Genomic DNA, 25,792 nt, shown 5'->3' on the forward strand with positions numbered 1-25,792 from the left:
TCGATATGAGCCCCTTCCTCGCTGGAGTGCTGCAGTTGCTTGCGCTGATCGCGGCGCTGGCTCTGGCGTACCGTCCGCTCGGCGACCACATGGCCGGTGTCTACTCCTCCACCAAGCATCTGCGGGTGGAGAAGTGGATCTACAAGGCCATCGGTGCCGATCCCGATGTCGGGATGCGCTGGCCCGCGTATCTGCGCGGGGTCCTGGCCTTTTCCGCCGTGAGCGTTGTCTTTCTCTACCTGTTGCAGCGTTTTCAGGGCAGCCTGCCCGGGTCGCTCGGCTTCTCCTCCATCGACCCGGACCAGGCGTTCAACACCGCCGCGTCCTTCGTGTCGAACACCAACTGGCAGTCGTACTACGGCGAGCAGGCCATGGGGCACGTCGTGCAGACCGGCGGCCTGGCGGTGCAGAACTTCGTCTCGGCCGCTGTCGGCATCTCCGTCGCAGTGGCCCTCGTACGGGGCTTCGCCCGGTCCCGCACCGGCGAGCTGGGGAATTTCTGGGCGGACCTGGTGCGCGGCACCGTCCGTATCCTGCTCCCGGTCGCGGCGGTCGCGGCGATCGTGCTGGTCGCCTGCGGCGCCATCCAGAACTTCACCGGCGTCCACGAGGCCGGACAGTTCACGGGCGGCTCGCAGCAGTGGCGGGGCGGCGCCGTCGCCTCGCAGGAGGCGATCAAGGAGTTGGGCACCAACGGTGGCGGGTACTTCAACGCCAACTCCGCCCACCCCTTTGAGAATCCAGGGCCGTTCTCGAATCTGTTCGAGATCTTCCTGATCCTCGTCGTCCCGTTCTCGTTGACCCGCACTTTCGGCAGGATGGTCGGCTCGCTGAAGCAGGGGTACGCGATCCTCGCCACGATGGCCGTCATCTGGGTCGGCTTCACCGCGCTCATGATGTGGACCGAATTCCACCACGGCGGCCCGGCGTTGGACATCGCCGGCGGTGCGATGGAGGGCAAGGAGAACCGTTTCGGAGTCGGCAGTTCGTCGATCTTCGCAGTCTCCACGACGTTGACCTCGACCGGGGCGGTCGACTCCTTCCACTCCTCCTTCACCGGCTTCGGCGGCGGCATCACCATGCTGGGCATGCAGCTCGGCGAGATCGCCCCCGGAGGTGTGGGCTCCGGCCTGTACGGGATGCTGATCCTGGCGATCATCGCGGTCTTCATAGCGGGCCTGATGGTCGGCCGTACGCCCGAGTACCTAGGCAAGAAGATCGGCACCCGCGAGATCAAGCTGGCGGCCTGCTACATCCTCATCACCCCGGCGCTGGTGCTCTGCTTCACCGCCGCGTCGACGGCCTTGCCCACACCGGCCCATTCGATGACCAACTCGGGTGCGCACGGCTTCTCCGAGATCCTCTACGCCTTCACCTCGGGAGCGAACAACAACGGCAGCGCCTTCGCCGGTCTGAACGCGGACACCCAGTGGTTCAACACCACCATCGGTCTCGCGATGCTGCTGGGCCGCTTCCTGCCGATGGTGTTCGTGCTGGCGCTGGCCGGCTCGCTCGCCGGACAGAAGCCGGTCCCTGCCACGGCGGGCACGCTGCGCACCGAAAAGCCGCTCTTCACCGGCCTGTTGGTCGGCACGATCATGATCATCGCTGGTCTGACGTACTTCCCGGCGCTGGCGTTGGGGCCGCTCGCCGAAGGTCTGGCGTCATGACCACCACGAAACAGAAACATGAGGAGCCCGGCTCCATGTCCACCGTCACTCCCACCCGTGCGCCGCACCAGGACATACCCACCGGTCACAAGCCGGAGCGCGGACGCGTCGGCGGAGGTCTGTTCGACCCCGCGCAGCTGATCAAGTCCTTCCCCGAGGCCGTCCGCAAGCTCCGCCCGCGGGTGATGATCAAGTCCCCCGTGATGTTCGTGGTGTTGATCGGCTCCGTACTGACCACGGTCTACGCGCTGAAGGACCCCACCGGCTGGTTCGGCTGGGCGATTGCCCTCTGGCTCTGGCTGACCGCGCTCTTCGCCAACCTGGCCGAGGCGGTGGCCGAGGGCCGCGGCAAGGCGCAGGCCGACACCCTGCGCAAGGCCAAGACCGATACCGTCGCCCGGCGGCTCGACGGGCAGAGCGAGGAGCACGTGCCCGGCACCGAACTGGGTATCGGCGATCTGGTCGTCTGCGAGGCCGGCGACGTCATTCCCGGCGACGGTGACGTCGTCGAAGGGGTCGCGAGCGTCGACGAGTCGGCCATCACCGGCGAGTCCGCGCCGGTCATCCGCGAGTCCGGTGGAGACCGCAGCGCCGTCACCGGCGGCACGCGTGTCCTCTCCGACCGCATCGTCATCAAGATCACAACGAAGCCGGGCGAGACGTTCATCGACCGGATGATCAAACTGGTCGAGGGCGCTGCCCGTCAGAAGACGCCCAATGAGATCGCGCTGAACATCCTTCTCGCGTCCCTGACGATCGTCTTCCTGCTCGCGGTCGTCACTCTGCAGCCGTTCGCGGTCTACGCGGGCCAGAAGCAGCCCGTGATCGTACTGATCGCGCTCCTGGTGTGCCTGATACCGACCACCATCGGTGCGCTGCTGTCCGCCATCGGCATCGCCGGCATGGATCGCCTGGTGCAACGCAATGTGCTCGCGATGTCGGGCCGCGCGGTCGAGGCCGCGGGCGACGTCTCCACGCTGCTGCTCGACAAGACCGGCACCATCACCTTCGGAAACCGTCAGGCCGCCGAGTTCGTCCCGGTCGACGGCGTCGGCGAGGCAGAGCTGGCGGACGCGGCGCAGCTCTCCTCACTCGCGGACGAGACCCCCGAGGGCCGTTCGATCGTCGTCCTCGCCAAGGCGAAGTACCACTTGCGCGAGCGGGACCAGGGCGAGCTGTCGCACGCCGAGTGGGTGGCGTTCACCGCACAGACCCGTATGTCGGGTGTGGACCTCGACGGTCGCAAGGTCCGCAAGGGCGCGACCGGTTCCGTCATCGCCTGGGTCACCGAGCGCGGCGGCCGGGTGGCCCAGGACGCGGACGCGGCCGCCGATGCGATCTCGGAGGCGGGGGGTACGCCTCTGCTCGTCGCGGTCGAGGACGAGACGGGTGCGCGCGTACTCGGTGTCATCCACCTCAAGGACGTGGTCAAGGACGGGATGCGCGAACGGTTCGACGAACTGCGCCGCATGGGCATCAAGACCGTCATGATCACGGGTGACAACCCGCTGACCGCACGGGCCATCGCCGAAGAGGCCGGAGTGGACGACTTCCTCGCCGAAGCCACTCCCGAGGACAAGATGGCACTGATCAAGCGTGAGCAGGGCGGCGGGAAGCTCGTCGCGATGACCGGCGACGGCACCAACGACGCCCCGGCTCTGGCGCAGGCGGATGTCGGGTTGGCCATGAACACCGGTACTTCGGCCGCCAAGGAGGCCGGGAACATGGTCGACCTGGACTCCAACCCCACCAAGCTCATCGAGGTCGTCGAGATAGGCAAGCAGCTCCTGATAACCCGGGGTGCCCTGACCACGTTCTCGATCGCCAACGACGTCGCGAAGTACTTCGCGATCATCCCCGCGATGTTCGCCGTGGTCTATCCCGGCCTGGACAAGCTCAACGTCATGGCGCTGGCGTCCCCGCAGTCCGCGATCCTCTCCGCGGTCATCTTCAACGCGCTGATCATCGTCGCGCTGGTGCCGCTCGCCCTGCGGGGCGTGCGCTACCGGCCGAGCAGCGCGGACAAGATGCTCCGCCGCAATTTGGGGATCTACGGTCTCGGCGGCCTGATCGCCCCCTTCATCGGCATCAAGATCATCGACCTGCTCATCTCCCTCGTCCCCGGAATCGGCTGATCGCCATGAACAACTCACCGAGCAGCACAGCGCGCCTGGTCGGAGCCGGGCTCCGCGCTCTCCTCGTCCTGACGGTGGTGACGGGCGTCCTCTACCCGCTGGCCGTGACCGGCGTCGCCCAGGCTCTCTTCAACGAAAAGGCCGACGGCTCGGAGGTCAGATCGAACGGCAAGGCCGTCGGGTCGAGCCTCATCGGCCAGACGTACGACCTGCCGAAGAAGGACCCCGACAACGCCGAGGAGGCCGCACGTCCGGACCTGAAGTGGTTCCAGCCGCGGCCGTCCAACGGCCTGGGCGTCAACAGCGTCAACACCCAGTACTCGATCATCCTCTCCGGGGCCACCAACCGGTCCGCCGACAACCCCGAACTGATCCAGTGGGTCAAGGACGCCAAGAAGGCCGCGATCAGAGACAACACCGCGAAGGGCTACACGCCCAAGCCCTCGGACGTACCGGCCGACGCCGTCACCTCCTCCGGCTCGGGCCTGGACCCGCACATCTCCCCCCAGTACGCGCAGCTCCAAGTCCGCCGCGTCGCCGAGCGGAACCACCTCGAGGTGAGGCAGGTCGAGAAGCTCGTCGAGGACCACACCGACGGCCGTACCCTCGGCTTCATGGGCGAGCCCCGCGTCAACGTTCTTCAGCTGAACATCGCTCTCAAGGAACTCACCGCGAAGTGACCGGGGCCACAGCAGCGGCCGGGAGCCTGCGGAACAAGGACCTCCTCGGGGTGGCTCCCGGCCCCCCTGCCGGCAGTCGATGACGACACCCTTCTCACGCACGACAGAAAGGCGGCACACCGATGACCCGGGTGCTGTTGGTGGAGGACGAAGCACAGCTCGTACGAGCCCTCGAGATCAATCTGAAGGCGCGCAAGTACGAAGTCGACACCGCACCTGATGGAGGAACAGCTCTCCGGCTCGCCGCGGCGCGCCCCCCGGACGTCGTACTGCTGGACCTCGGCCTGCCCGACATGGACGGCATCGACGTCATCACCGGGCTTCGCGGCTGGACCCGTGTGCCGATCCTGGTGGTCTCCGCCCGCCAGACTTCGGACGAGAAAGTCGACGCACTCGACGCCGGGGCCGACGACTACATCACCAAGCCCTTCGACATCGCCGAACTACTCGCACGGCTGCGGGCCGCATCCCGGCGAACGGCTCCGGTGGCGCCCACCAACCCCCCGTTGACCGTCACGACCGAGGACTTCACCGTCGACCTGCTGGCGAAAAAGGTCAAACGCGACGGGCGCGACATCCGCCTCACCCCGACCGAATGGCACCTGCTGGAAGTGCTGATCCGCCACCGCGGACAACTGGTCAGCCAGAAACGGCTCCTGCAGGAAGTGTGGGGTCCCACCTACGGCACACAGGCCAACTACCTCCGCGTCTACATGGCCCAGCTCAGACGCAAACTCGAAGCAGACCCCTCACACCCCCGCCACCTCATCACCGCCCCGGGCATGGGCTACCGCTTCGAGACCTGAGTCCTCCCCACACCTGGCGGACCGTCCCGCACGAGGGGGCCAACCCCGGTACACAGTCCACGATCGCAAGGATCGCAACCATGGCACGCGGCAAGCTTCGGATCTACCTCGGTGCGGCGCCAGGCGTCGGCAAGACCTACGCCATGCTCTCCGAGGCACACCGCCGCACCGAACGCGGCACGGACTGCGTCGTCGCCTTCGTGGAGCACTACAGCCGGCCACGCACCGAAGTGATGCTGCACGGCTTGGAGCAAGTACAGCGGCATGAGATCGACTACCGCGACACCACCTTCACCGAGATGGACGTGGACGCAGTCCTCGAGCGCCGGCCCGCCGTCGCCCTCGTCGACGAACTCGCCCACACCAACGTCCCCGGCTCGCGCAACACCAAGCGCTGGCAGGACGTCGAAGAACTCCTCAACGCCGGCATCAGCGTCGTCTCCACGGTCAACATCCAGCACCTGGAATCCCTCGGCGACGTCGTGGAGTCCATCACGGGGATACGGCAGCGCGAGACCGTCCCCGACGAAGTAGTACGCAGAGCCGACCAGATCGAACTGGTCGACATGTCCCCGCAGGCGCTGCGCCGCCGCATGGCCCACGGAAACATCTACAAACCGGACAAGATTGACGCCGCACTCTCCAATTACTTCCGCCCCGGCAACCTCACCGCACTCCGCGAACTCGCGCTGCTCTGGGTCGCCGACCGAGTCGACGAATACCTCCAGGAATACCGCGGCGAGCACAACATCCGCTCCACCTGGCAGGCCCGCGAACGCATCGTCGTCGGACTCACCGGCGGCCCGGAGGGACGCACACTCATCCGCCGCGCCGCGCGGCTCGCCGAGAAAGGAGCCGGCGGCGAGGTCATGGCCGCCTACATCGCCCGCAGCGACGGCCTGACGTCCGTCTCCCCCAAGGAACTCGCCGTCCAGCGGACCCTGGTCGAGGACCTGGGCGGCACCTTCCACCACGTCATCGGCGACGACGTCCCGTCCGCCCTCCTGGACTTCGCACGCGGCGTCAACGCCACCCAGATCGTCCTCGGTTCCAGCCGCCGCAAGGCCTGGCAGTACATCTTCGGCCCCGGCGTCGGCTCGACCGTGGCACGTGAGTCAGGCCCCGACCTGGACGTCCACATCGTCACCCACGAAGAGGTCGCCAAGGGCCGCGGACTGCCGGTGGCTCGCGGCGCGCGGCTCGGCCGCTCCCGGATCATGGGGGGCTGGGTCGTGGGCGTCGCAGGACCTGCGCTCCTGACCCTCCTTCTCAACGGCGTCGCTCCCGACGTCGGCCTCGCCAACGACATGCTGCTCTTCCTCGCACTCACTGTCGCGGCGGCCCTCGTCGGCGGGCTGATGCCCGCGCTGGTCTCCGCAGCCGTGGGGTCGCTGCTGCTGAACTACTACTTCACCCTGCCGACGCACCGGCTGACCATCTCCGACCCCAAGAACATCGTCGCCATCATCGTCTTCGTGGCCGTGGCGGTCTCGGTCGCCTCCGTGGTCGACCTTGCCGCCAGGCGCACACACCAGGCAGCCCGGCTACGTGCCGAATCCGAAATCCTCTCGTTCCTGGCCGGCAGCGTGCTGCGATTCGGGGCATCGCCCGCGCAGCGAGGTGAAGAAGCGGGCCTGGAGGCACTCCTCGACCGCGTGCGCGAGACCTTCAACATGGAATCTGTCGCGCTCCTGGAGAGGGAGAGCGACGTCGCCCCCTGGACCTGTACGGGGAGCGTCGGCAACACCCGTCCCCTCGGACGGCCCGAGGACGCCGACGTGGACGTGCCCGTCGGCGACCACATGGCGCTGGCCCTCTCCGGCCGCGTCCTGCCCGCCGGGGACCGACGCTTGCTGTCCGCCTTCGCCGCGCAGGCAGCGCTCGTACTCGACCGCCAGCGCCTGGTCGGCGAGGCCGAACAGGCCCGCGAACTCGCCGAGGGCAACCGCATCCGGACCGCACTGCTCGCAGCAGTCAGCCACGATCTGCGCACCCCGCTGGCCGGGATCAAAGCATCGGTGACCTCCCTGCGCTCCGGCGACGTCGACTGGTCCGAAGAGGACCAGGCCGAGCTGCTGGCCGGGATCGAGGAAGGAGCCGACCGCCTCGACAACCTCGTCGGCAACCTGCTCGACATGTCGCGCCTGCAGACCGGAACGATCACACCGCTCATCCGCGAGATCGACCTCGAGGAGGTCGTGCCGATGGCTCTCGGCGGAGTGCCCGACGACAGAGTCGAGCTGGACATCCCCGAAGACCTGCCCATGGTCGCCGTAGATCCCGGGCTCCTGGAACGCGCTGTCGCCAACATCGTCGAGAACGCCGTCAAGTACACCCCGGACAACCTGCCGGTGCTGGTCTCTGCCAGCGCGATCGCGCACCGCGTGGAGGTCCGCGTGGTCGATCAGGGTCCCGGCGTCCCCGACGAGGCGAAAGACCGGATCTTCGCGCCCTTCCAACGCTACGGCGACGCCCCCCGCGGCACCGGAGTCGGCCTCGGCCTGGCCGTCGCCCGCGGCTTCGCGGAAGCCATGGGCGGCACACTCACCGCGGAGGACACCCCTGGCGGAGGCTTCACCATGGTCCTGACCCTCACGCCCGCCGCAGGCCACTCACCGACGACTCCCGACCTCTCCGCCAGGGCGACTTCGTGATGCATGCCAGGGCCGGGCCATCGAGTACACAGCCGTCAGTGAAGAGCAAGGCGGCCTGACGGGACGGTACCCGGCGGCATTCTGTGCACCATGTGCACTTGCTGCGGTGCGGCTCACGGCCGGGCCGGCGGCCGCGGAGACGGAGGCCGGGCTCAACTTCAGCCTGCGTGACGGCTCGGCCGCGGCGCGGCCCGCCGTCCCCGCACAGCAGTTGGTCGACGTGCACGCGCGGTGTCGTTCCCGGCATCCCTGACCTGACCGCCGGCTCGATGATCTCCTCTTCCATTTCCGACGTGCCGCCCGGCGATGCCGACCGCGCGGGGGCGGTGGTGTGCCACGCCGCGCCCGAGGGACCGTCTCCCGGGGGGCTTGGTCAGGCCGCGCGCCGGCGATGAGATGGCGGGCCCCGGCCGGTCGTCATTGCGAGGGATGCCGCGCGGACACCCCGGGGGACGCGTATGCCGAGGGCGGCGCCGAAGCGAGGACAGGGAGAGACCATGAGCGACGTTAAGCGAGAGGCCGCACGGGGAGCCCTGCGGAGACCGGTGCCCCATCCCGCCCTGCGGCGGCTCGAACCGCTCGTCGGCGAGTGGGACATGTGGGCCATGGACGGGCAGGCGGGGCCGGTGCGCGGCTGGTTCGACTGGGCCGAAGGCGGCGCCTTCCTCGTCCAGCGCACGGACGTGACGGCCACGACCCGCGTCCCCGCGGCGTGGGAGGGGCACCTGCCGTTCCCGACGGTCACGATGACCGGATACGACGACTCCACGGGCGAGTTCACGACGCTGTACGCAGACGGGCGCGGCGTCGCCCGCGTGTACGGAACGGCCGTCGGCGACGGCGCCTGGCGGATGTGGCGGTCCGCCGAGGGTTTCCACCAGCGGTTCTCCGCGACCGTGGACGCGCTCGGGGGCACCATCACCGGCGCCTGGGAGCAGTCGGCCGACGGCAAGGACTGGGAACGCGACTTCAGCGTGGAGTATGTACGGGTGCGGTGAGGCGCGGACGGGGTGATCTCCACGGGCAGTGATCTCCGGGGCGGGATCTCCGGGGCGGTGATCCCCGGGGACGGGAGAGGCCCCGTTCCCGCCGTCGCTTCCGCCCGGTTCCGTACGTACGGCCTACGGCCTACGGCCTGCCGTTACGGTGGCGGACCGATGGGGCGGACCGGCGGAGCCGCGCGTCGGCCGAGGGGGGAGATCACATGGGTGCGGAGCCTGGGCCTCCGGTGCTGTGGCTGGGCGGGCCGCCGGGCGCGGGCAAGACGACCGTGGCGCGGCTGATCGCCCGGCGTCACGGACTGCGCTGGTACAACGCCGACGCCCACACCTGGGAGCACCGGGCCCGCGCCGTCGCGAACGGGCACGCCCAGGCGATCCGCTGGGAGGAGCTGCCCCGCGCGGAGCGCTGGACGGGACCGCTGCCCGAACTGCTGGCGATGTCCCTGCACCACGAGCGGGGCGCGATGGTCGCGGACGATCTGCGTGCGCTGCCCGCGTGTCCGGCCACCATCGCCGAGGGGACGCCGGTCACCCCGGAGGTCGCCGGCGCCTTCGGGCGTGCGCTGTGGCTGCTGCCCACACACGCCGTCCAGGAGCAGCGCCTGCTGGAGCGCGGCATGTCGCCGCGGGACGGCGCGTTCCGCCTCTACCGGGGGCTGCTCGACGTGATCGAGGACCAGGTGGAGGCGTACGGCGGCAGACGGCTGCGCGTGGACGGCTCGCAGAGCGCCGAGGAGACCGCCGCCGAGGTGGAGGCGGCCTTCTCCTCGTCCCTCGCGGAAGGCCCGGTGGCGGGGACGGCCGCCGAGCGCCGCGCTCTGCTGCGCTACGGCAACAGGGCCCTCGTCGCACAGCACGAGCAGTTCTTCGCCCGTCCCTGGGCGCCGCCCGCCCCGCCGGACGCGGCAACGGCCTTCGCGTGCGAATGCGGGGACACCGGCTGCACCGAGGACGTCGAGCTGCCCGTGGCGCGCTTCCCCCGGCCGCCGGAGCCGCTGTCCGCTCCGGTGCTCGCCGACGGGCACAACGCCCCGGCGTGGCCCGTCAGTTGCCCAGGCTGAGGCTCCAGTCACCGGCGTGCCCGGAGAGCGTGAGTACGGCCAGCGGCTGGGCGTCGACCTGCCAGTACGCCTGGGGCGGCGCCTTCAGCACGTAGCACAGAGCGGCCCGCATCACCCCGGGCTCGGTCACGGCGACGATCCAGCTGCCGTCGCCGACGGGCCGGGTGTCGAGCCAGCCGCCGATGCGCTGGATGAACGTCACCAGGGACTCGCCGCCGTGCGGCGCGGAACGCGGATCCGACAGCCATGCCTGTACGGCCTGCGGCTCACGAGCGGCGACCTCCCGCAGGGTGTATCCGCTCCAGCGGCCCATGTCGCAGTCGCGCAGGGCCGGTTGGGCCACCGGGGAGAGGCCGAGGGAGAGACCCGTCTCGCGGCAGCGCACGGACGGGGAGCAGTACCGCAGCTCTGCGGCGGCCAGATGGGAGAGCGAGGGACCGGCCGTCTTGACTTCGTGCCATCCCGTGGCGTCGAGGGAGCGGCTGTCCCCGAACCGCACATCGAGCACTGATGAGCTGCGGCTGGATGCCAGCAGGGTGAGGCGAAGGGCCATCCGGCGATCGTAGAGCGATCAGCGTCCTACTTCGATAGGACGTTCGTCATTCCCGCCCCTGCTCGGGGGCACTGTGGTGGACACCACTCGCCGAGAGCGGTGCAATGAAAGCGCACGTCATCATCGCGGTCATCACTGTCATTGCGGGTCGTTGCGGTCACCTCCGTCGTCGCGGTCGTTACGGTCGTTGCGGTCCTCACGGGGCATCGCGACCGGGTGCGCCCGGGAGCGGCGGGCACGGGAGCGGGCGGTCGTGGAACTGGACGAGGTCGCGGACGAGTTGTACGGGCTGCTCCCGCAGGAGTTCACCGCCGCACGGGACGACCGCGCGCAGCGGGCGCGCCGCGAAGGACAGCGCGAGCTGGCCGCCCGCATCCGCGCTCTGCGCCGCCCCACGCTGGCCGCCTGGGCGAGCAATCTGCTGGTACGGGAGCAGGGCGAGCAGGTCGCGCCGCTGCTGCACCTCGGCGAGGAACTGCGCGGCGCCCACCGCAGTCTGGACGGCGAGGAGCTGCGTGCCCTCTCCCGCAGGCAGCATCAGCTCGTCAGCGCCCTGGCCAGGCAGGCCGAACGGCTCGCCTCCGCCGCCGGGCAGCCCCTGGGAGCGCAGGCACAGCAGGAGGTCGCCCAGACGTTGCACGCCGTGCTGACGGATCCCGACGCCGCGCAGGAGTGGGCGGCTGGACGGCTGGCGAGGCCGCTGACCGCCACGGCCGGTTTCGACGCGGCGGCACGCGAGGCGGCGGCTGCACCGGCCGGGGTCCGCGCCGGGCGTGGAGCCGCCGAGTCCGCCGCGCGGGCCGCCACCGGGACCGGCAAGCGCACCGCGAAGGACGCCGCCGCGGGCACCGCGACGGAGACCGGCGTACGGAGACCGAAGAGCGATCAGCGGGCGGCGAGGACGGCGGAGCAGAACCGCAAGAAGGCGGAGCAGAACCGCAAGGCGGAGCGGGCCGCCGCACGCGAGGCCGCCGACGAGGCACGACGCCTGCGCAGCGAGGCGGACGCCGCGCATGAGGAGACCGCGGCAGCACACGCGGAACGCGAGGACGCGGAGGAACGCGTCGAGCGGCTGCGCGGTGAGCTGCGCGAGGCGGAGGAGGCCCGTAAGGAGTCGCGGAAGCGGGCACGTGACGCGGAGCGCGCCGGACGGGAGGCGGACCGGCGGGCGGAGCAGGCCGAACAGGCGGCGGACCAGGCCCGGCGAAAGGCAGGGACGTCATAGGCGGGGACGTCATAGGCAAGGACTTCAATGGCGGGGCGTCCAAGGGCGGGGCCCGTTCCCGCTGGCGCATACGGCGACCCTCGAAAGGCGCTTGCGGCCCGCACCGGGACTCGGAGCCCGCACGGTGACTCACGGCCGCTCGCGCACCACGTCCCCCGGCGACTTGTCGTCCCGCAGCCCCAGATAACGCGGGTGCCGCAGCCTTCCGTCCCTCGTCCACTCCGTGAAGCCGATCTCCGCGACGAGTTCCGGTGACACCCAGTGGGCGCCCCTCTCCCGCACGGGATCGGCGAACGGCGAGCGTGGCCGCTCCAGTTCGTCCATCCTGCGCCGCAGGTCCAGCAGCGTCGCCCGGTCGTAGCCGGTGCCCACCTTGCCCGCGTACCGCAGGCGTCCGCGCTCGTGGTAGCCGAGCAGCAGCGCGCCGAACCCCGTTCTGCTGCCCGCGGGTTCGGTGAAGCCTCCGACGACGAACTCCTGGCCCGCGGCGCACTTGAGCTTCAGCCAGTCCGGGGACCGTCTCGTCGCATACCGGCCCTCGGCGACCTTGGCGATCAGTCCCTCCCAGCCGCGCCCGCAGGCCTCGTCCAGCAGTCGCTGCCCGCCCTGGTTGCGGTGGGTGGTGAAGCGCAGCGGGCCGTGGAAGCGCAGGGCGCGGCGCAGCAGCGACTTGCGGACGCGCAGCGGCAGGGCCCGTACGTCCTGGCCGTCGAGCCGCAGCAGGTCGAAGAGGTAGTACGTCACGGCGACGGGCGAGGCACGTGCCTGCCGTGGGTCCGTGAGCTGCATGCGCTGCTGGAGCCGGGAGAAGTCGGTACGGCCGTGCGAGAAGGCGACGATCTCGCCGTCGGCGGTGAAGTCCGGGCAGTCCTGATCGGCCAGGGCGTCGACGATCTCGGGATAGGTGCCGTTCAGGGGCTGGCCGGTGCGGGACAGCAGCCGGACCCGGTCCCCTTCGCGTACGGCCAGGACGCGGACGCCGTCGAGTTTGCGCTCGAAAATCCAGCCGCCTCCGGAGAAGTCACGCCGGTCGCTGAGCGTCGCCAGCATGGGGCTCGCGGCCAGCTCGGCGCCCGGCGGGGCGCCGCGCAGCCGGTTGCGGTGCCCGGCGGGCAGCGCGTCCAGCAGTGTGCTCATGGCTGTGGCTCCTCCCTGGTCGCGGTGGCAGGTACCCCGGTGCGTACGGGCCATGCTGCGGGCGTACGCGGCGCCGGGCGGGCGGAGGTGCGCGGAGTCCACGGGCCGTGCCACGCCCGCTTCCGTGCCCCCTGTTCCCGACCGTCCGCCCCGTCCCTCCCGCTTCGGCCGTCCGCTCCGCCCGTCAGCTCCGGCCGTTCCCGCCTCAGCCGAGCACGTCGTCGCATGCCGTGCGCAGCCGCCGTACCCCGTCCGCGATCTCGCCCTCGCCCGCCGCCGGGGCGAAGCTCAGACGCAGATGACGGGCTGCGGGCTCGGCGGCGAAGTACGGCCGCCCCGGCGCGACGGAGACCCCGGCACGCAGCGCGGCCCCGGCGAGCGCGAACTCGTCCGTACCGTCCGGGAGTCGCAGCCACAGGTGGTAGCCGCCGCGCGGTGCGTGCGTCACCGACAGCGCGGGCTCGCGGGCGAGCGCGCCGAGCATCACCTCGCGCCGCTCGCGCAGCCGGGCCGCGACGTTACGCAGATGACGCGGCCAGGCAGGCGCACCGACGAGTTCCAGCGCCGCCTCCTGCAACGGCCGGGGAACGAAGAAGCTGTCCACCGTCTGTACGGCACGCAGCCGCTCCAGCACAGGGCCCCGCGCGGCGAGCGCACCGACGCGCAGGCTCGGCGAAGTGGCCTTGGTCAGCGAGCACAGGTGCACGACGCGGCCGTCGGGGTCGGCCGACCGCAGCGTCGGCGGCGGCGGTCCCGCGTCCTCGTGCACGAGGTGCCGCGCGAAGTCGTCCTCGACGACGAACGCGCCCGCCTGCCGCGCCGCCTCCAGCACCGCCTCCCGGCGCTCGGCGTGCAGCACGGCACCGGTCGGGTTCTGGAAGAGCGGCTGGCAGACGAGGACGCGGGCGCCGCTGGCGCGGAAGGCGCCGTCGAGGAGTTCGGGCCGCAGACCGTCGGTGTCGACCGGCACGGGCACGGGCCGCAGACCCGAGGCGCGTGCGGCGGCCAGCAGCCCGGGATACGTGGGCGACTCGACGAGCACGGCCGCACCCGGCGCGGCGAGAGCACGTAGCGCGGTGGTGATGGCGCTCTGGCCGCCGGCGGTGATCAGTACGTCGGCGGCGGTGACGCTGCCGTCGGGGCCGCCGATCTCGCGGGCGAACCAGCCGCGCAGCTCCGCCACGCCCTCGACGGGCGGCCGCTCCCAGGCGCCGGGCCTGCGTCCGGCGCGGGCCAGCGCGGCGGCGAGCGCCCGCTCGGGGCGCAGGCCGGGGGGCAGATAGCCGCCGCTGAGTTCGACGACGCCCGGGGGCGGCGCGGCCAGGGTGGCCAGTACGCCCCCGGCGTCGACGCTGCGCGGCACCTGGTCCGCCGAGGCGTCGGCGCTCAGGGCGACCTCCTGCCATGAGGTGTCGCCCTCGGCGGGCGGGGCCGCTCGCGGCCCGCTGCGGAAGACCCCGGCTCCCGGCCTGGTGACCACCAGTCCCTCGGCGGCGAGCCGCGCGAGGGCGCGGGAGACGGTGACGGGGCTGACGCGATGCGTCTCGACAAGCCGTCGACTCGACGGCAGCTTCTCACCCGGCGAGTAGCGATTCATCTCCTGCCGCAGCACGCTGGCGAGTTCGGCCACACTGCTACGCTCGTACATGAGAGCCAACAGTAGCGCTATCGAGCGCGAGCGAATAGCGGTCGACGGCGGGACCCGGCCCGAGGGCGGCGGTCTCGTACTCGCCGCGCTCGGCGTCACCTGCTTCTCGCTCACCTTTCCCGCCACTGCCTGGGCACTGGAGGGCTTCGGCCCGTGGTCGGCCACGTCGCTGCGCACGGTCGTCGCGGGGCTCGTGGCCTGTGTGCTGCTCGCCGCGCTGAGAGTCCCCGTACCGGCTCGGCGGCACTGGCCTTGGCTGGCCGTCTCCGCCTCCGGTGTCGTGATCGGCTTTCCGCTGCTGACGACGCTCGCGCTGCGCACCTCCTCCACCGCGCACGCTGCCGTCGTCGTAGGCCTGCTGCCGCTGACGACCGCTCTGTACTCGTCGCTGCGCACCGGGGCCCGCCCCTCGCCGCTGTTCTGGGGTGCGGCGCTCGCGGGCGCCTCGGCCGTCGTCGCCTTCGCCCTGCATGAGAGCGGCGGCGCTCCCACAGCCGGTGACCTCTACCTCGGCGCGGCGCTGCTGGTGTGTGCCGCGGGCTACGGCGAGGGCGGGCGGCTGGCCCGCGAGCTGACCGGACTCCAGGTGATCGGATGGGCGCTGGTGGGCTGTCTGCCGCTGGCGGTTCCCGCCGCGTTCGCCGCGCTGCTCGCCGAGCCCGCGCATCCGACCGCGCACTCGGTAGCGGGTCTGGTGTGGGTGGCTACCGGCTCGCAACTGCTGGGGCTGCTGATGTGGTACCGGGGCATGGGCCTCGCGGGAGTCGCCAGGGCCAGCCAGACGCAGTTGGCGCAGCCGCTGCTCACGCTCGGCTGGTCGGTGCTGCTGCTCGGGGAGCGGCTGCCTCCCGCCGCGCCTGCCACTGCTCTCGCCGTTCTGGTCTGCCTGGCCGCCGTCCAAAGGGCACGCACATGAGGGGCGCACGACCGAGGCGGGTCCGGGCCATCCGGCTTAGAATATGTGTACGGACAGCACATCACGGACTGTACGGATTTCCGGTGCATCCCCTGCGAACAGGAGGATTCTCCTGATGCGAGCGAACACGGGCGACCGTCTTCTGGTACACGGCCGGGTCGTGGGCGAGCACGACCGCGAGGCGGAGATCGTCGAGGTGCTGGGCACGGACGGCGAACCGCCGTTCAGGGTCCGCTTCGACGACGGCCACGAGGCTGTGATGTCGCCAGGGCCCGACTCAGTTGTGCAGGCGGGCAAGAAGGCCAAGCGTCACGCCTGAGCGACGGCCTGCGTACGACGGCCGCGAACTTCGAGCACGAACGGCTCCCACGAACTTCACCCGGTACGACTCCCCCGTCCCCGGGGCCCGCCCGACGGGCCTGCGGGGACGGGGCTCGTCCTGTGACGGCCCTGTTCCCGCTCGGGTGACGACTCGCTGTTCCCGCTCGGATGGCGACTTGCACGCCATCGACGGTCTCCCGCCAACGGCGCCCGCTCGCCCGTCCGTTGACCCCCGGGCAGCCGAACTGGCCACGCTACGGCCGGAGTCGACCGCCCGGCACAACGGCCCGGCGGTAGAGTTGTCGCCCCAAATCACTGCGCAGCGCGGTCATTACGGTCAAAGCACCTTCTCTGCGCAGATCTCACAGCACATCTCGCTGCGTATGCCGCCGGCGGCCGTCTCGTCAACGGTCGCCGACGCAGTCGTCGCCGTGGAGGCACCTTGTCGTCAGCACCTTCCGCCGGTACGCCCGAGGCTCGTGGACCGTTACCCGGCGCCAACGGACCGGGGCCCGAGGCGGAGGCCGCCGGCCGGACGCCCGAGGCGGCCTCCCCTCCGTCCGGCCCGTCCTCGCCGTCCTGGCTCGACGCCGCCTCCGACGCCCTCGAACCCGGCAGCAGCGGCCTGCCGGGGCGCGGCAGGCTCAAGCCGCTGTTCCTGAAGCTGTGCTTCGGAGCCGTCGGCGTCCTCTTCGCCGCCTTCGCCGGGGTGTGGGCGTCCAATCAGTTGGCCGAGTCCACGGTGCGCGACAACCAGCACGCGGAGGACCAAGTCGACCAGGAGGAGCGGCCGTTCATCGGCACCGTGGAGAAGGACCGTACGACGCCGGAGAACTGGAAGATCGTCCTCGACCGCACGCTGACGAAGAAGGAAGCGGCGAAGCTGCGCTCCTTCTCCCCGTACTCGGCCACGGGCATGACGGGCGCCGCCCGCTTCCTGACGTCCCTCGGCGGACGCGTGCTGCGCTTTCCGCCGCTGCTCGACCGCTACCCGCCGGGCTACACGTACAAGAACGGCGGCGACGCGGCCGCCTTCAACCTGAACCTCTTCTCCAAGCGCAAGGCCCAGCTCTCCATCACCGACATGCGCCCGGTCGGCATCTCGTGCCGCAAGCCGACGGCGAAGGCCGTGGCCGTCTTCCCGCCGCAGGGCGGGGCCGCCTACGAGGGGATCTTCTACGATCTGACCGCCCCGGACTCCCCGCCCATCGTCACCGACCCCGACTCACGCCAGGGACGGCCCTACTTCGACCGCCGGAAGATCGACCTGGGCGGAGGCGAGTCGCCCGGCGGCCTGCACGTCGAATCCGTGACCAAGGGCAGGACGTGCGACTGGCGGATCAGGGCCGAATACAGCGACGCCGACAGCGGCTCCGGCCATCTGACGCTGGGGAACGGGCGGAGGCCCTTCCGTACCGAGGCGGCGCCCACCCGTCCCGAGCAGCTCTTCTACGTGGATGCCGGCCGGCCTCGGGACGACAGCTGGGTGGCCTGCCATGAGAATCCGGCGGAACTGGCCTGCCGCCAGTGGGTGGAGGAGCGTTCCCGGCCGGCACCGGACCCGGAGTCGCCGGCGCGCTGAGCACGCCGGCACCCGGGCATAGCCCGCGAGTCGCCGGGGCCCCGAGCTGCCGGGGTGTACGGGCTGCGGGCTGCCGCTGCGCCGGCTGCTCGCCGCGAAGCGACGCCCGCCTCCGTTAGCGACGCCGCGGATAGTGATCGGCGACGACCCGGTCCATCGCCCCGATGACGTCCTCCGAGACCTCCTTGGCGGAGAAGAACGCATGCCCGCGCACCTCCGGCAGCGACTCGCAGTAGGTGAGGTGCCGGGAGAGTTCCGCCGGGTCCTGCCACTGCTGGGGCTGCGCCGGATCACCGGCCTTGTAGAGCGCTTCGCCGATGTGCAGCCGCGTGCGGGTGCCGCGTACGGTCTCCGCCCACCAGGGCGCGAGCTTCGCGTAGTCGGCGTCCTCGAAGCCCATGTGCCAGTAGAGCTGCGGGATGACGTAGTCGAGCAGCCCCTCGCGCACCCACTTGCGGGTGTCCGCGTACAGGTCGTCGTACGTCTGCACCTGCGCCGCGCTGTCCGAGCCGGCCGGGTCGCTGGACTTGTTGCGCCACACGCCGAACGGGCTGATGCCGAAGGGCAGTCGAGGCTTGATCCGGCGGATGCGCCGCGCGGCCTCGGCCACCAGCAGATCGATGTTGTTCCGGCGCCAGGCGGCCCGGTCGGGGAAGCCCTTGCCGTACTCCTCCCACGCGGCGTCGTCGTCGAAGGTCTCGCCTTCCACCGGATACGGGTAGAAGTAGTCGTCCCAGTGGACGCCGTCGATGTCGTAGCGGCGTACCGCGTCGAGCATGGCGTCCTGCACGAAGCGCCTGACCTGCGGCAGCCCCGGGTTGTAGTAGAGCTTGCCGCCGTAGGCGACGGCCCACTCGGGGTGGCGCCGTGCCGGGTGAGTGGGCACGAGCCTGCCCGGATCGTCGTGGAGCGCGATGCGGTACGGGTTGAACCACGCCTCCACCGCGAGACCACGGCGGTGACCCTCACGTACGACGAAGCCCAAGGGGTCCCAGCCCGGCGCCTTGCCCTGGACTCCGGTGAGCCACTCCGACCAGGGCTCGTACGGCGAGGGCCACAGCGCGTCGGCGGTCGGCCTCGCCTGGAACCAGACCGTGTTGAGGCGGCGCCGTTTCGCGGCGTCGAGGTGGGCCAGCAGCTCGGCCTGCTGCTCCTCGGGCGTCAGGGAGGAGGCGCTGGGCCAGTCGCGGTTGTCGACGGTCGCGATCCACATGCCGCGCAGTTCGCGGTCGCCGCCGTCCGCGCCGTACCCCCGTTCCCGTGCGTCGAGGGCCCGTCGCCGCTCCAGCGCCGCGGCGCTCTGGTTCGTCGAACCGGCCGCCACTCCCGCCAGCGCTCCAACGGAGCCCGCCGCGAAGCCTCTTCGTGTGATGCGCCGCATCTCGTCCCCTTCCCCCTTCGTCGTCCCCTGCGTGGTGGCCGCTCCTCGTGGCCGCTTCCCGTGGTCCCGGGCCTTGGTCTTGTGGTCCTGGTGTCCTGGTCCCTGGTCCTGGTCCTGGTCGTGGTCCCTGGTCTTGGCCGTGGCCTCTCCATGGTCGCTCTCCGGCAGCGGGTCACCGGCCGAGGCCGCCTGCCGTACGCGCCCGGTCCTCGGTCGTACGGCCACCGCCAGCCGGAGTGGTGGAGACCAATTCGCCGATGCTGCCGTGCTTGTGGCGCCCGTACAAGCCCCCGTGCGGGCTTTCGCCCCCGGCCCACGAGGCGGCCGCGCTCGGAGGTAACGTCGGGGACGGCGTCGGAGCACCCCCGTACGCACCGCTCCGGGGGGAGGAACGGAGCCGTTCCTCAGGGGGCCGTTCCTCGGCGGGCCGATCCCCAGGGGGCTCTCGCCCGTCGCGCCCTGGACCGAAGGATCAGCGAAAGGCACGAGGGTGACGGACATCGAACGCGTCGGAGTGGTGGGCTGCGGCCAGATGGGCTCGGGCATCGCCGAGGTGTGTGCACGGGCCGGACTGGACGTCATGGTCGCCGAGACCACCGGAGAGGCGCTGGAACTGGGCCGCACCCGCCTGGCGAACTCCCTTGGCAGGGCGGCGGATCGAGGCAAGATCACCGAGGAGGAGCGGGACGCCACCCTCGGCAGGCTCGCCTTCACCACGGATCTGGGCGACCTCGCCGACCGTGATCTCGTCGTCGAGGCCGTGATCGAGAACGAGCAGGTCAAGACGGAGATCTTCCAGGTCCTCGATCAGGTCGTCACCCGGCCCGACGCCGTGCTCGCCTCCAACACCTCCTCGATCCCGCTGGTAAAGCTCGCGGTGGCGACCTCACGCCCCGACCAGGTCATCGGGATCCACTTCTTCAACCCGGCGCCGGTGCAGAAGCTCGTGGAGATCATCCCGGCGCTGACCACAGGCGAGGAGACCATCAAGCGTGCGGAGGCGGCCGTCTCCGGAATCCTCGGCAAGCACACGATCCGCGCCCAGGACCGCTCCGGTTTCGTCGTCAACGCGCTGCTGATCCCGTACCTCCTCTCCGCGGTCCGCATGTTCGAGTCCGGGATCGCCAGCCGCGAGGACATCGACAACGGCATGGAGTACGGCTGCGCCCACCCGATGGGGCCGCTGAAGCTCGCCGACCTGATCGGTCTCGACACGGTCGCCTCGGTCGCGGACTCGATGTACTCGGAGTTCAAGGAGCCCCTGTACGCCGCTCCCCCGCTGCTTCAGCGGATGGTGGACGCGGGACGCCTCGGCCGTAAGGCGGGCGCGGGCTTCTACGCGTACGGCTGACGGGACCCGCTGCGAGGGGTCCACGGAGACTCGCGGCCCGAGGAGTCAGGTCACCTGCGGACACGGGCCGTCTACGGACTCAGCCCGTCTGCGGACCGCGAGCCGTCTGCGGGACGCGTGGTCTACGGGCACGAGCACGCCGACTGCGCCTCCGCACCGGTCGGCGGTGGCATGACCCGCGTCCGTCCGTGGACCCGGCAGTCCTCGTCGCGGTCGTTGCGCAGGGCGAGCAGCGCCACGTCGTCGGGCAGGCTGCCGCCCGCGTGCCGCAGCAGGGACCGCCGCACCGATCCGACGACGTCCGCCGGTTCCGCCGTGACCTGCCGTGCGGGACGTCGTGCCCGCCTGGCCCCGCCCCCGGCGAGCGCCGCGGTGAGCGCCTGGCGCAGCGGGAAGCAGCCGCCGCCCGAGTCCCGGGCGTCCTCGGCGCCGTCGGTGTAGAGGAACAGCGCCTCGCCGGGCCGCAGCAGCAGACGGAAGGGCTCAGGCCCCTCCGGCGGGAGCGGCAGCATGCCGAGGGGCGGCAGCGGTACGGCGTCGGAGACCGGTTCGCTGTGGCATCTGCCGTCGCCTCCCGCGGTCAGCCGGTACGGCCACGGGTGACCGCAGTTGACGGCGACGACGGTGCCGTCCACGCGTACCTCCAGCAGCAGCACCGTCACGAACTCCTCGTCGACGGGCTCGACTTCACTGCCGGGCGGGCCGCCGACGAGCCCTCCTCCGCCGCCCTGGCCGGCGTGGTCCGCCGACGCATGACGGCAGGCGGCGAGATGCCGGTCCAGGGCCTGTTCCAGCCGGTGCGGCACCCGCTCCAGCCTCGGCTCGTCGTGTGCCGCCTCACGGAAGCTGCCCAGCACCGCCGCCACGGTGCTCACCGCGCCCAGGCCGTGCCCCCGTACGTCGCCGATCAGCACACGTACACCGTGGTCCGTGGACATCGCGTCGTAGAGATCACCGCCGACGGCGGCACCGTCGGCCGCCGAGAGATAGCCGGCTGCCACCGTGAACCCCTCGATGCGGGGCGGCAGCGGCCGTATCAGCGCCTGCTGCGCCGCCGTCGCCACCTCCCGGGTACGGGCCAGCTCGTCGGTAAGCCGCACCCGCCGACGGATCGCGAAGCAGCTCGCCGCCGCGACGCTCACGATCGCCGCGCCCATGCCCGCCCTGCCGCCGATCTCCTCGTACACCGGGACGGAGCCCAGCGGGTAGAGCGCGCACAGCGCGCAGACCCCGGCCAGCCATACGCCCGTGCGTCCGCCGGCGCCCGCGCACGCCAGCGCGGGTGTGGCGGCCAGCAGCGCCACACAGTGCGTGTCGACGGGCAGCAGCAGCTCCCACGCCAGCACGCCGACGACCCACAAGGCAGGCAGCGTGAAGGCCACCGCCTTGCGGGCCCTCCACACGCCTGCGCCCGGCGCCGGGGCTCCCGCCGTCCGCGTCATCGCGCGTGCGTCCGGCTCCGCGTCCGCGGCGTCCGGTCCGGTGAGGCCGGGGCTGGCCACGCAGATGCGCGGTCCCTGGTCTCCGGTCATGCGTGGTCCTTCCGGCCTCGCGGGGCCGTCGCCTGCCCCAGTCCGTACTGCTGCCCCGCCCCTCCCCCGCGTCCCCGCACTTCCCGATTCCCCACGACCAGGACGATGTTGTACGAACCACGAGCCGCACCTGCCAAGGTCCGGTATTCCTCACACGATTGAGTGACCGGGCGCGTGGCTGTGCGTGAACGGTCCGCCCTTACGTGCGAACTCCGTTGCCACGTCCGGAAGTCGGCCTCCGCCCAGGCACACCGGCGAGCACGGAACCAGAACGCGGCCCACAGCACACAGAGCGGCCCGGCCCCCGGTGTGATCCAGGGGCCGGGCCGCTCCCGTGCCCGAACTCGGGCCGCCCGCAGACGCTCTCAGACCGCTTGCGCGTCTCAGGAGCCCGCAGGCGACTCCGCTCCGCGCAGCACCGCACCCGTGCGCTCGACGGCCGCAGCCACCGCCGCGTCCCGCGCCGCCGACGCCTCGTCGGCGGTGAGCGTACGGTCGCCCGCGCGGAAACGCAGCGCGTACGCCAGCGACTTGCGCCCGCCGCCGAGCTGTTCACCGGTGAAGACGTCGAACAGCCGCACGGATTCGAGGAGTTCGCCCGCACCTTCGCGCAGCGCGGCCTCCACGTCGGCCGCCGGTACGGACTCGTCCACGACCAGGGCCACATCCCTGGTCGCCACCGGGAACCCGGAGACCCTCGGTGCCGGTACGAGCCCGCCGCCCGCCTTCTCCACGGCGTCCAGGTCGATCTCCATCGCACAGGAACGCTGCGGCAGCCCCAGCGCCTTGACCACACGCGGATGCAACTCGCCGGCGTGGCCGACCAGCCTCTCGCCACCGGCCTCGCCCGTGACGTAGAGCGCCGCGCAGCGCCCGGGGTGCCAGGGCTCGTATCGGGCGGCGCGCACGGTCAGTTCGGCACCGGCAGCGCTCGCGACCGTGCGTGCGGCCTCGACCGCGTCGGCCCAGTTCGCCGGGCGCCCCTCGCCCCACCAGCCGGGCTGTTCCCGCGGCCCCGACAGCACCACGGCCGCATGCCTCGGCTGCCGCGGCAGCGCCGCTTCGAGGGAGGCGATCTCCTCGTCCGCGGGGCGCGCCTCGACGCCCGGCCGTCCCGCCCGCGTCTCCTCGCCGGTCGGCACGAACACCAGGCCCGTCTCGAAGAGGGCCAGTCCGCCCTGGCTTTCCTGGCTGCCGCGGCCGTCGTTGCGCCGCAGCGCGCTCAGCAGGCCCGGCAGCAGCGTGGTGCGCAGCGACGGCTCCTCGTCGGAGAGCGGGTTGACGAGGTCGACGGTGCGACGCCGGGCATCGTCCTCGGGCAGGCCGAGCTGGTCGAACGAACCCTGCCCGACGAAGGGGTAGTTGAGCGCTTCGACATAGCCGGCGCCGGCCAGTGCGCGCCCGACCCTGCGGTGCAGCCGCTGCCGCTCGGTCAGGCCCTCCCCGGCGGGCGGCCTGGGCAGCGTCGAGGGCAGGTTCTCGTAGCCCTCCAGCCGGATGACCTCCTCGGCGAGGTCGTTGGGGTCGGTCAGGTCGGGACGCCACGAGGGCACGGTGACGGTCAGTTCGTCCTGCCCGTACACGTCGCAGCCCACCTGCTGAAGCCGTCGTACGACGGTCTCGCGGGCATAGGTGACCCCCGCGACCCGGCCGGGATGGGTGGCCGGGATCTTGACGGTGTGCGGCCCGTGCGGCTTGGCGAAGTGGGTGACCCCGGACCCGGCGGTGCCGCCGGCGAGGAGCACCAGCAGATCGACGGCGCGCTGCGCGGCCGCGGCGGCGGCCTCCGGGTCGACGCCGCGCTCGAAACGCCTGGACGCCTCTGAGGAGATCTTGTGCCGCCTGCTCGCACGCGCCACGGTCACCGGGTCGAAGTGGGCGGCCTCCACGACGACTTCGGTCGTGCCGCGCCACTCGCCGCTCTGCGGGTCCTGCTCGGGGTCGGCGACCTCGCTGTTGATGCCGCCCATCACTCCGGCGAGGCCGATGGGCCCGGAGTCGTCGGCGATGACGAGGTCCTCCGGGTCGAGCTTCCGCTTCGTGCCGTCGAGGGTGGTCAGCCGCTCGCCCGGGGTCGCACGGCGGACCGTGATCGGTCCGTCCAGCCTCTCGCGGTCGTAGGCGTGCAGCGGCGAACCCAGCTCCAGCATCACGTAGTTGGTGATGTCGACGGGCAGGGAGACGGGGCGCATGCCGGACTTCTGCAAACGCCTCTGGAGCCACAGCGGCGAGGCCGCCTCGGGCCGCAGCCCGGTGACGGTGCGTGCGGCGAAGCGGTCGCAGCCTCCCGGGTCGGCGACGTTCACCTGGAAGCCCTCGGCGTTGGGCGTGGGCACGTCCAGCAGCGCCGGGTCGCGGAGCTGCTGCCCGTACGCGATGGCCGTCTCGCGGGCGATCCCGCGCATGGACAGGCAGTAGCCGCGGTCGGGCGTGACGGCGATGTCCAGTACCTCGTCGAGGAGTTCGAGCACCTCGACGGCGTCGGCGCCCGGCTCGTACTCCGGCGGCAGCACGATGATGCCCGAGTGGTCGTCGCCCATGTCGAGTTCGGCCGCCGAGCAGATCATGCCCTCGGAGACCCTGCCGTAGGTCTTACGGGCGCTGATGGCGAAGTCGCCGGGCAGCACGGCTCCGGGCAGCGCCACCACGACCTTGTCGCCGACGGCGAAGTTGGTGGCGCCGCAGATGATGTTCTGCGGCTCACCGCCGGAGTTGGCGACGTCGACCTGGCAGTAGCGGATCGGCTTCTTGAACTCCGCCAGCTCCTCGATCGCGAGGACCTTGCCGACGACCAGCGGGCCCTTGAGCCCGGCGCCCAGCCGGTCGACGGTCTCGACCTCCAGACCGGCCTCGATCAGCTTCGCCGCGACGTCCCGACCGGTCTCGCCTGCCGGCAGCTCTACGTACTCTCGCAGCCACGAAAGCGGGGCGCGCATCAGATCTCCATCCCGAACGGCCTGGTGAAGCGCACGTCACCCTCGACCATGTCTCGCATGTCCTCGACGTTGTGGCGGAACATCATCATCCGCTCGATTCCGAATCCGAAGGCGAACCCGCTGTACTTCTCCGGGTCGACGCCGCAGGCGGTCAGCACGCGCGGGTTGACCATGCCGCAGCCGCCCAGTTCGATCCAGCCCTCGCTGGAGCAGGTGCGGCAGGGACGGTCCGGATTGCCGACGGACTCGCCGTGGCAGCGGTAGCAGACCATGTCCATCTCGGCCGAAGGCTCGGTGAACGGGAAGTAGTTGGGCCGCAGCCGGGTGTGCACTCCCTCGCCGAACAGCTCGCGCACCATGTGGTCGAGCGTGCCCTTGAGGTCGGCCATCGTCAGGCCCTCGTCGACGGCGAGGAGTTCGACCTGGGTGAAGACGGGCGTGTGCGTGGCGTCCAGCTCGTCGGTACGGAAGACCCGGCCGGGGCAGATGACGTAGACCGGCGGCTCGCGGTCGAGCATCGTACGGATCTGCACGGGCGAGGTGTGGGTGCGCAGCACGACGCCGCTGTCGCCGGTCCCCTCGCCGCTGTCGTCGACGGGGCCGCCGTTCTCGCCGCCCGCGTCCTTGGGCGCGCGTACGAAGAAGGTGTCCTGCATCGTGCGCGCCGGGTGGTCGGGCGCGATGTTGAGGGCGTCGAAGTTGAACCACTCGGCCTCGGCCTCCGGTCCCTCCGCCACCTCGTAGCCCATGGCCACGAAGATGTCCTCGACGCGCTCGCAGAACGTCGTCAGCGGATGGCGGGCACCGGCGGGTGAACGGTCGTAGGGCAGCGTGACGTCCACTGCCTCCTCCACGAGGACCCGCTCGTCGCGCTCGCGCTCCAGCTCCTCCTGCCGCTGCTTCAGCGCCTGGCCCACGGCGCCGCGTGCCTGGCCCACGCGCTTTCCCGCGTCGGCCTTGGCGTGCGGGGGCAGGGCGCCGATCTCGCGGTTGGCGAGGGCCAGCGGGGAGCGGTCGCCGGCGTGGGCGGCCTTCACCTCTCGCAGCGATTCGAGATCACCGGCGGCGGCGATGGCGGCGAGCGCCTCGTCCTTCGCCCGGTCGATCACTTCCGGTTTCAGTGCCTCGACCTCGACGGGGTCGTAGGACTTGTTGGGTGCGGACATCGTTTCCCGTACTTCCGATTGGATCCGGCTGCGCAAG

At 71.3% G+C, this 25,792-nt stretch carries 19 protein-coding genes; 12 read left to right on the forward strand and 7 right to left on the reverse strand.

The genetic code is table 11. The features are described 5' to 3' along the window. Positions 1 to 5 precede the first annotated feature (5 nt). The 7 genes from kdpA (at position 6) to MMA15_RS02130 (ending at position 10,007) form a co-directional block, all read left to right on the forward strand. Entirely contained in the window at positions 6 to 1,670 is a 1,665-nt protein-coding gene (kdpA, locus tag MMA15_RS02100) for a potassium-transporting ATPase subunit KdpA (RefSeq protein WP_241057222.1), read from the forward strand. Beyond that, entirely contained in the window at positions 1,667 to 3,805 is a 2,139-nt protein-coding gene (gene kdpB / locus MMA15_RS02105) for a potassium-transporting ATPase subunit KdpB (RefSeq protein WP_241057223.1), read from the forward strand. Before kdpA ends, kdpB begins: the two co-directional genes overlap by 4 nt. Before the next feature lie 5 nt (positions 3,806 to 3,810). After that, positions 3,811 to 4,485 carry a potassium-transporting ATPase subunit C gene (locus MMA15_RS02110; RefSeq protein ID WP_241057224.1) on the forward strand — a complete coding sequence of 225 codons (675 nt, stop codon included), beginning with the start codon at positions 3,811 to 3,813 and terminating at the stop codon, positions 4,483 to 4,485. A 122-nt stretch (positions 4,486 to 4,607) separates the two neighbouring features. Beyond that, complete coding sequence (locus MMA15_RS02115; protein WP_241057225.1) at positions 4,608 to 5,291, forward strand: response regulator; 684 nt, start codon at positions 4,608 to 4,610, stop codon at positions 5,289 to 5,291. 80 nt (positions 5,292 to 5,371) lie between these two features. Beyond that, complete coding sequence (locus MMA15_RS02120) at positions 5,372 to 7,945, forward strand: DUF4118 domain-containing protein (protein WP_241057226.1); 2,574 nt, start codon at positions 5,372 to 5,374, stop codon at positions 7,943 to 7,945. A 497-nt stretch (positions 7,946 to 8,442) separates the two neighbouring features. Next, a complete protein-coding gene (locus MMA15_RS02125) occupies positions 8,443 to 8,943 on the forward strand; it encodes a hypothetical protein (RefSeq protein WP_241057227.1) in 501 nt (166 codons plus the stop codon). Positions 8,944 to 9,149: 206 nt separating this feature from the next. Next, positions 9,150 to 10,007 (forward strand): nucleoside/nucleotide kinase family protein, encoded by an 858-nt coding sequence (locus MMA15_RS02130; protein WP_241057228.1) that lies wholly within the window; start codon positions 9,150 to 9,152, stop codon positions 10,005 to 10,007. On the opposite strand, the gene MMA15_RS02135 is transcribed toward MMA15_RS02130, so the two are convergent. Continuing rightward, positions 9,991 to 10,560 (reverse strand): histidine phosphatase family protein, encoded by a 570-nt coding sequence (locus MMA15_RS02135; RefSeq protein ID WP_241057229.1) that lies wholly within the window; start codon positions 10,558 to 10,560, stop codon positions 9,991 to 9,993. The genes MMA15_RS02130 and MMA15_RS02135 overlap by 17 nt on opposite strands. A 253-nt stretch (positions 10,561 to 10,813) precedes the next feature. Here MMA15_RS02135 and MMA15_RS02140 point away from each other — a divergent pair, with 253 nt between their 5' ends. Beyond that, the gene (locus MMA15_RS02140) at positions 10,814 to 11,785 is read left to right on the forward strand and encodes a hypothetical protein (protein ID WP_241057230.1); all 972 of its coding nucleotides are present in this window, start codon (positions 10,814 to 10,816) and stop codon (positions 11,783 to 11,785) included. Positions 11,786 to 11,914: 129 nt separating this feature from the next. On the opposite strand, the gene ligD is transcribed toward MMA15_RS02140, so the two are convergent. Both ligD and MMA15_RS02150 read right to left on the reverse strand, forming a co-directional pair. Next, complete coding sequence (gene ligD, locus MMA15_RS02145; RefSeq protein WP_241057231.1) at positions 11,915 to 12,922, reverse strand: non-homologous end-joining DNA ligase; 1,008 nt, start codon at positions 12,920 to 12,922, stop codon at positions 11,915 to 11,917. A 205-nt stretch (positions 12,923 to 13,127) separates the two neighbouring features. Beyond that, complete coding sequence (locus MMA15_RS02150) at positions 13,128 to 14,570, reverse strand: aminotransferase-like domain-containing protein (protein WP_241057232.1); 1,443 nt, start codon at positions 14,568 to 14,570, stop codon at positions 13,128 to 13,130. Between MMA15_RS02150 and MMA15_RS02155 the strand changes: the two genes are divergently transcribed. From MMA15_RS02155 to MMA15_RS02165, 3 genes are all read left to right on the forward strand, one after another. Next, positions 14,569 to 15,486 (forward strand): DMT family transporter, encoded by a 918-nt coding sequence (locus tag MMA15_RS02155; RefSeq protein WP_241057233.1) that lies wholly within the window; start codon positions 14,569 to 14,571, stop codon positions 15,484 to 15,486. The two genes, MMA15_RS02150 and MMA15_RS02155, sit on opposite strands and share 2 nt — an antisense overlap. Positions 15,487 to 15,601: 115 nt before the next feature. Further along, entirely contained in the window at positions 15,602 to 15,805 is a 204-nt protein-coding gene (locus MMA15_RS02160) for a DUF1918 domain-containing protein (RefSeq protein ID WP_241057234.1), read from the forward strand. 444 nt (positions 15,806 to 16,249) lie between these two features. After that, positions 16,250 to 17,389, forward strand: a complete 1,140-nt coding sequence (locus MMA15_RS02165) for a hypothetical protein (protein WP_241057235.1) — start codon at positions 16,250 to 16,252, stop codon at positions 17,387 to 17,389. Positions 17,390 to 17,504: 115 nt separating this feature from the next. Here the strand turns inward: MMA15_RS02165 and MMA15_RS02170 are convergent, their stop codons facing one another. Beyond that, positions 17,505 to 18,770 carry a glycoside hydrolase family 10-like protein gene (locus MMA15_RS02170; RefSeq protein ID WP_241062927.1) on the reverse strand — a complete coding sequence of 422 codons (1,266 nt, stop codon included), beginning with the start codon at positions 18,768 to 18,770 and terminating at the stop codon, positions 17,505 to 17,507. Positions 18,771 to 19,260: 490 nt separating this feature from the next. On the opposite strand from MMA15_RS02170, the gene MMA15_RS02175 reads away from it, so the two are divergent. Next, complete coding sequence (locus MMA15_RS02175; RefSeq protein WP_241057236.1) at positions 19,261 to 20,121, forward strand: 3-hydroxybutyryl-CoA dehydrogenase; 861 nt, start codon at positions 19,261 to 19,263, stop codon at positions 20,119 to 20,121. A gap of 122 nt (positions 20,122 to 20,243) precedes the next feature. Here the strand turns inward: MMA15_RS02175 and MMA15_RS02180 are convergent, their stop codons facing one another. From MMA15_RS02180 to pheS, 3 genes are all read right to left on the reverse strand, one after another. After that, complete coding sequence (locus tag MMA15_RS02180; protein ID WP_241057237.1) at positions 20,244 to 21,653, reverse strand: PP2C family protein-serine/threonine phosphatase; 1,410 nt, start codon at positions 21,651 to 21,653, stop codon at positions 20,244 to 20,246. Positions 21,654 to 22,036: 383 nt separating this feature from the next. Beyond that, complete coding sequence (gene pheT, locus MMA15_RS02185) at positions 22,037 to 24,589, reverse strand: phenylalanine--tRNA ligase subunit beta (protein ID WP_241057238.1); 2,553 nt, start codon at positions 24,587 to 24,589, stop codon at positions 22,037 to 22,039. Further along, entirely contained in the window at positions 24,589 to 25,755 is a 1,167-nt protein-coding gene (gene pheS / locus MMA15_RS02190; RefSeq protein WP_241057239.1) for a phenylalanine--tRNA ligase subunit alpha, read from the reverse strand. The genes pheT and pheS overlap by 1 nt, the downstream gene beginning before the upstream one ends. Positions 25,756 to 25,792: the final 37 nt, after the last annotated feature.

It is taken from the genome of Streptomyces marispadix (assembly GCF_022524345.1).
In the GTDB taxonomy this organism is placed as follows: Bacteria; Actinomycetota; Actinomycetes; order Streptomycetales; family Streptomycetaceae; genus Streptomyces; species Streptomyces marispadix.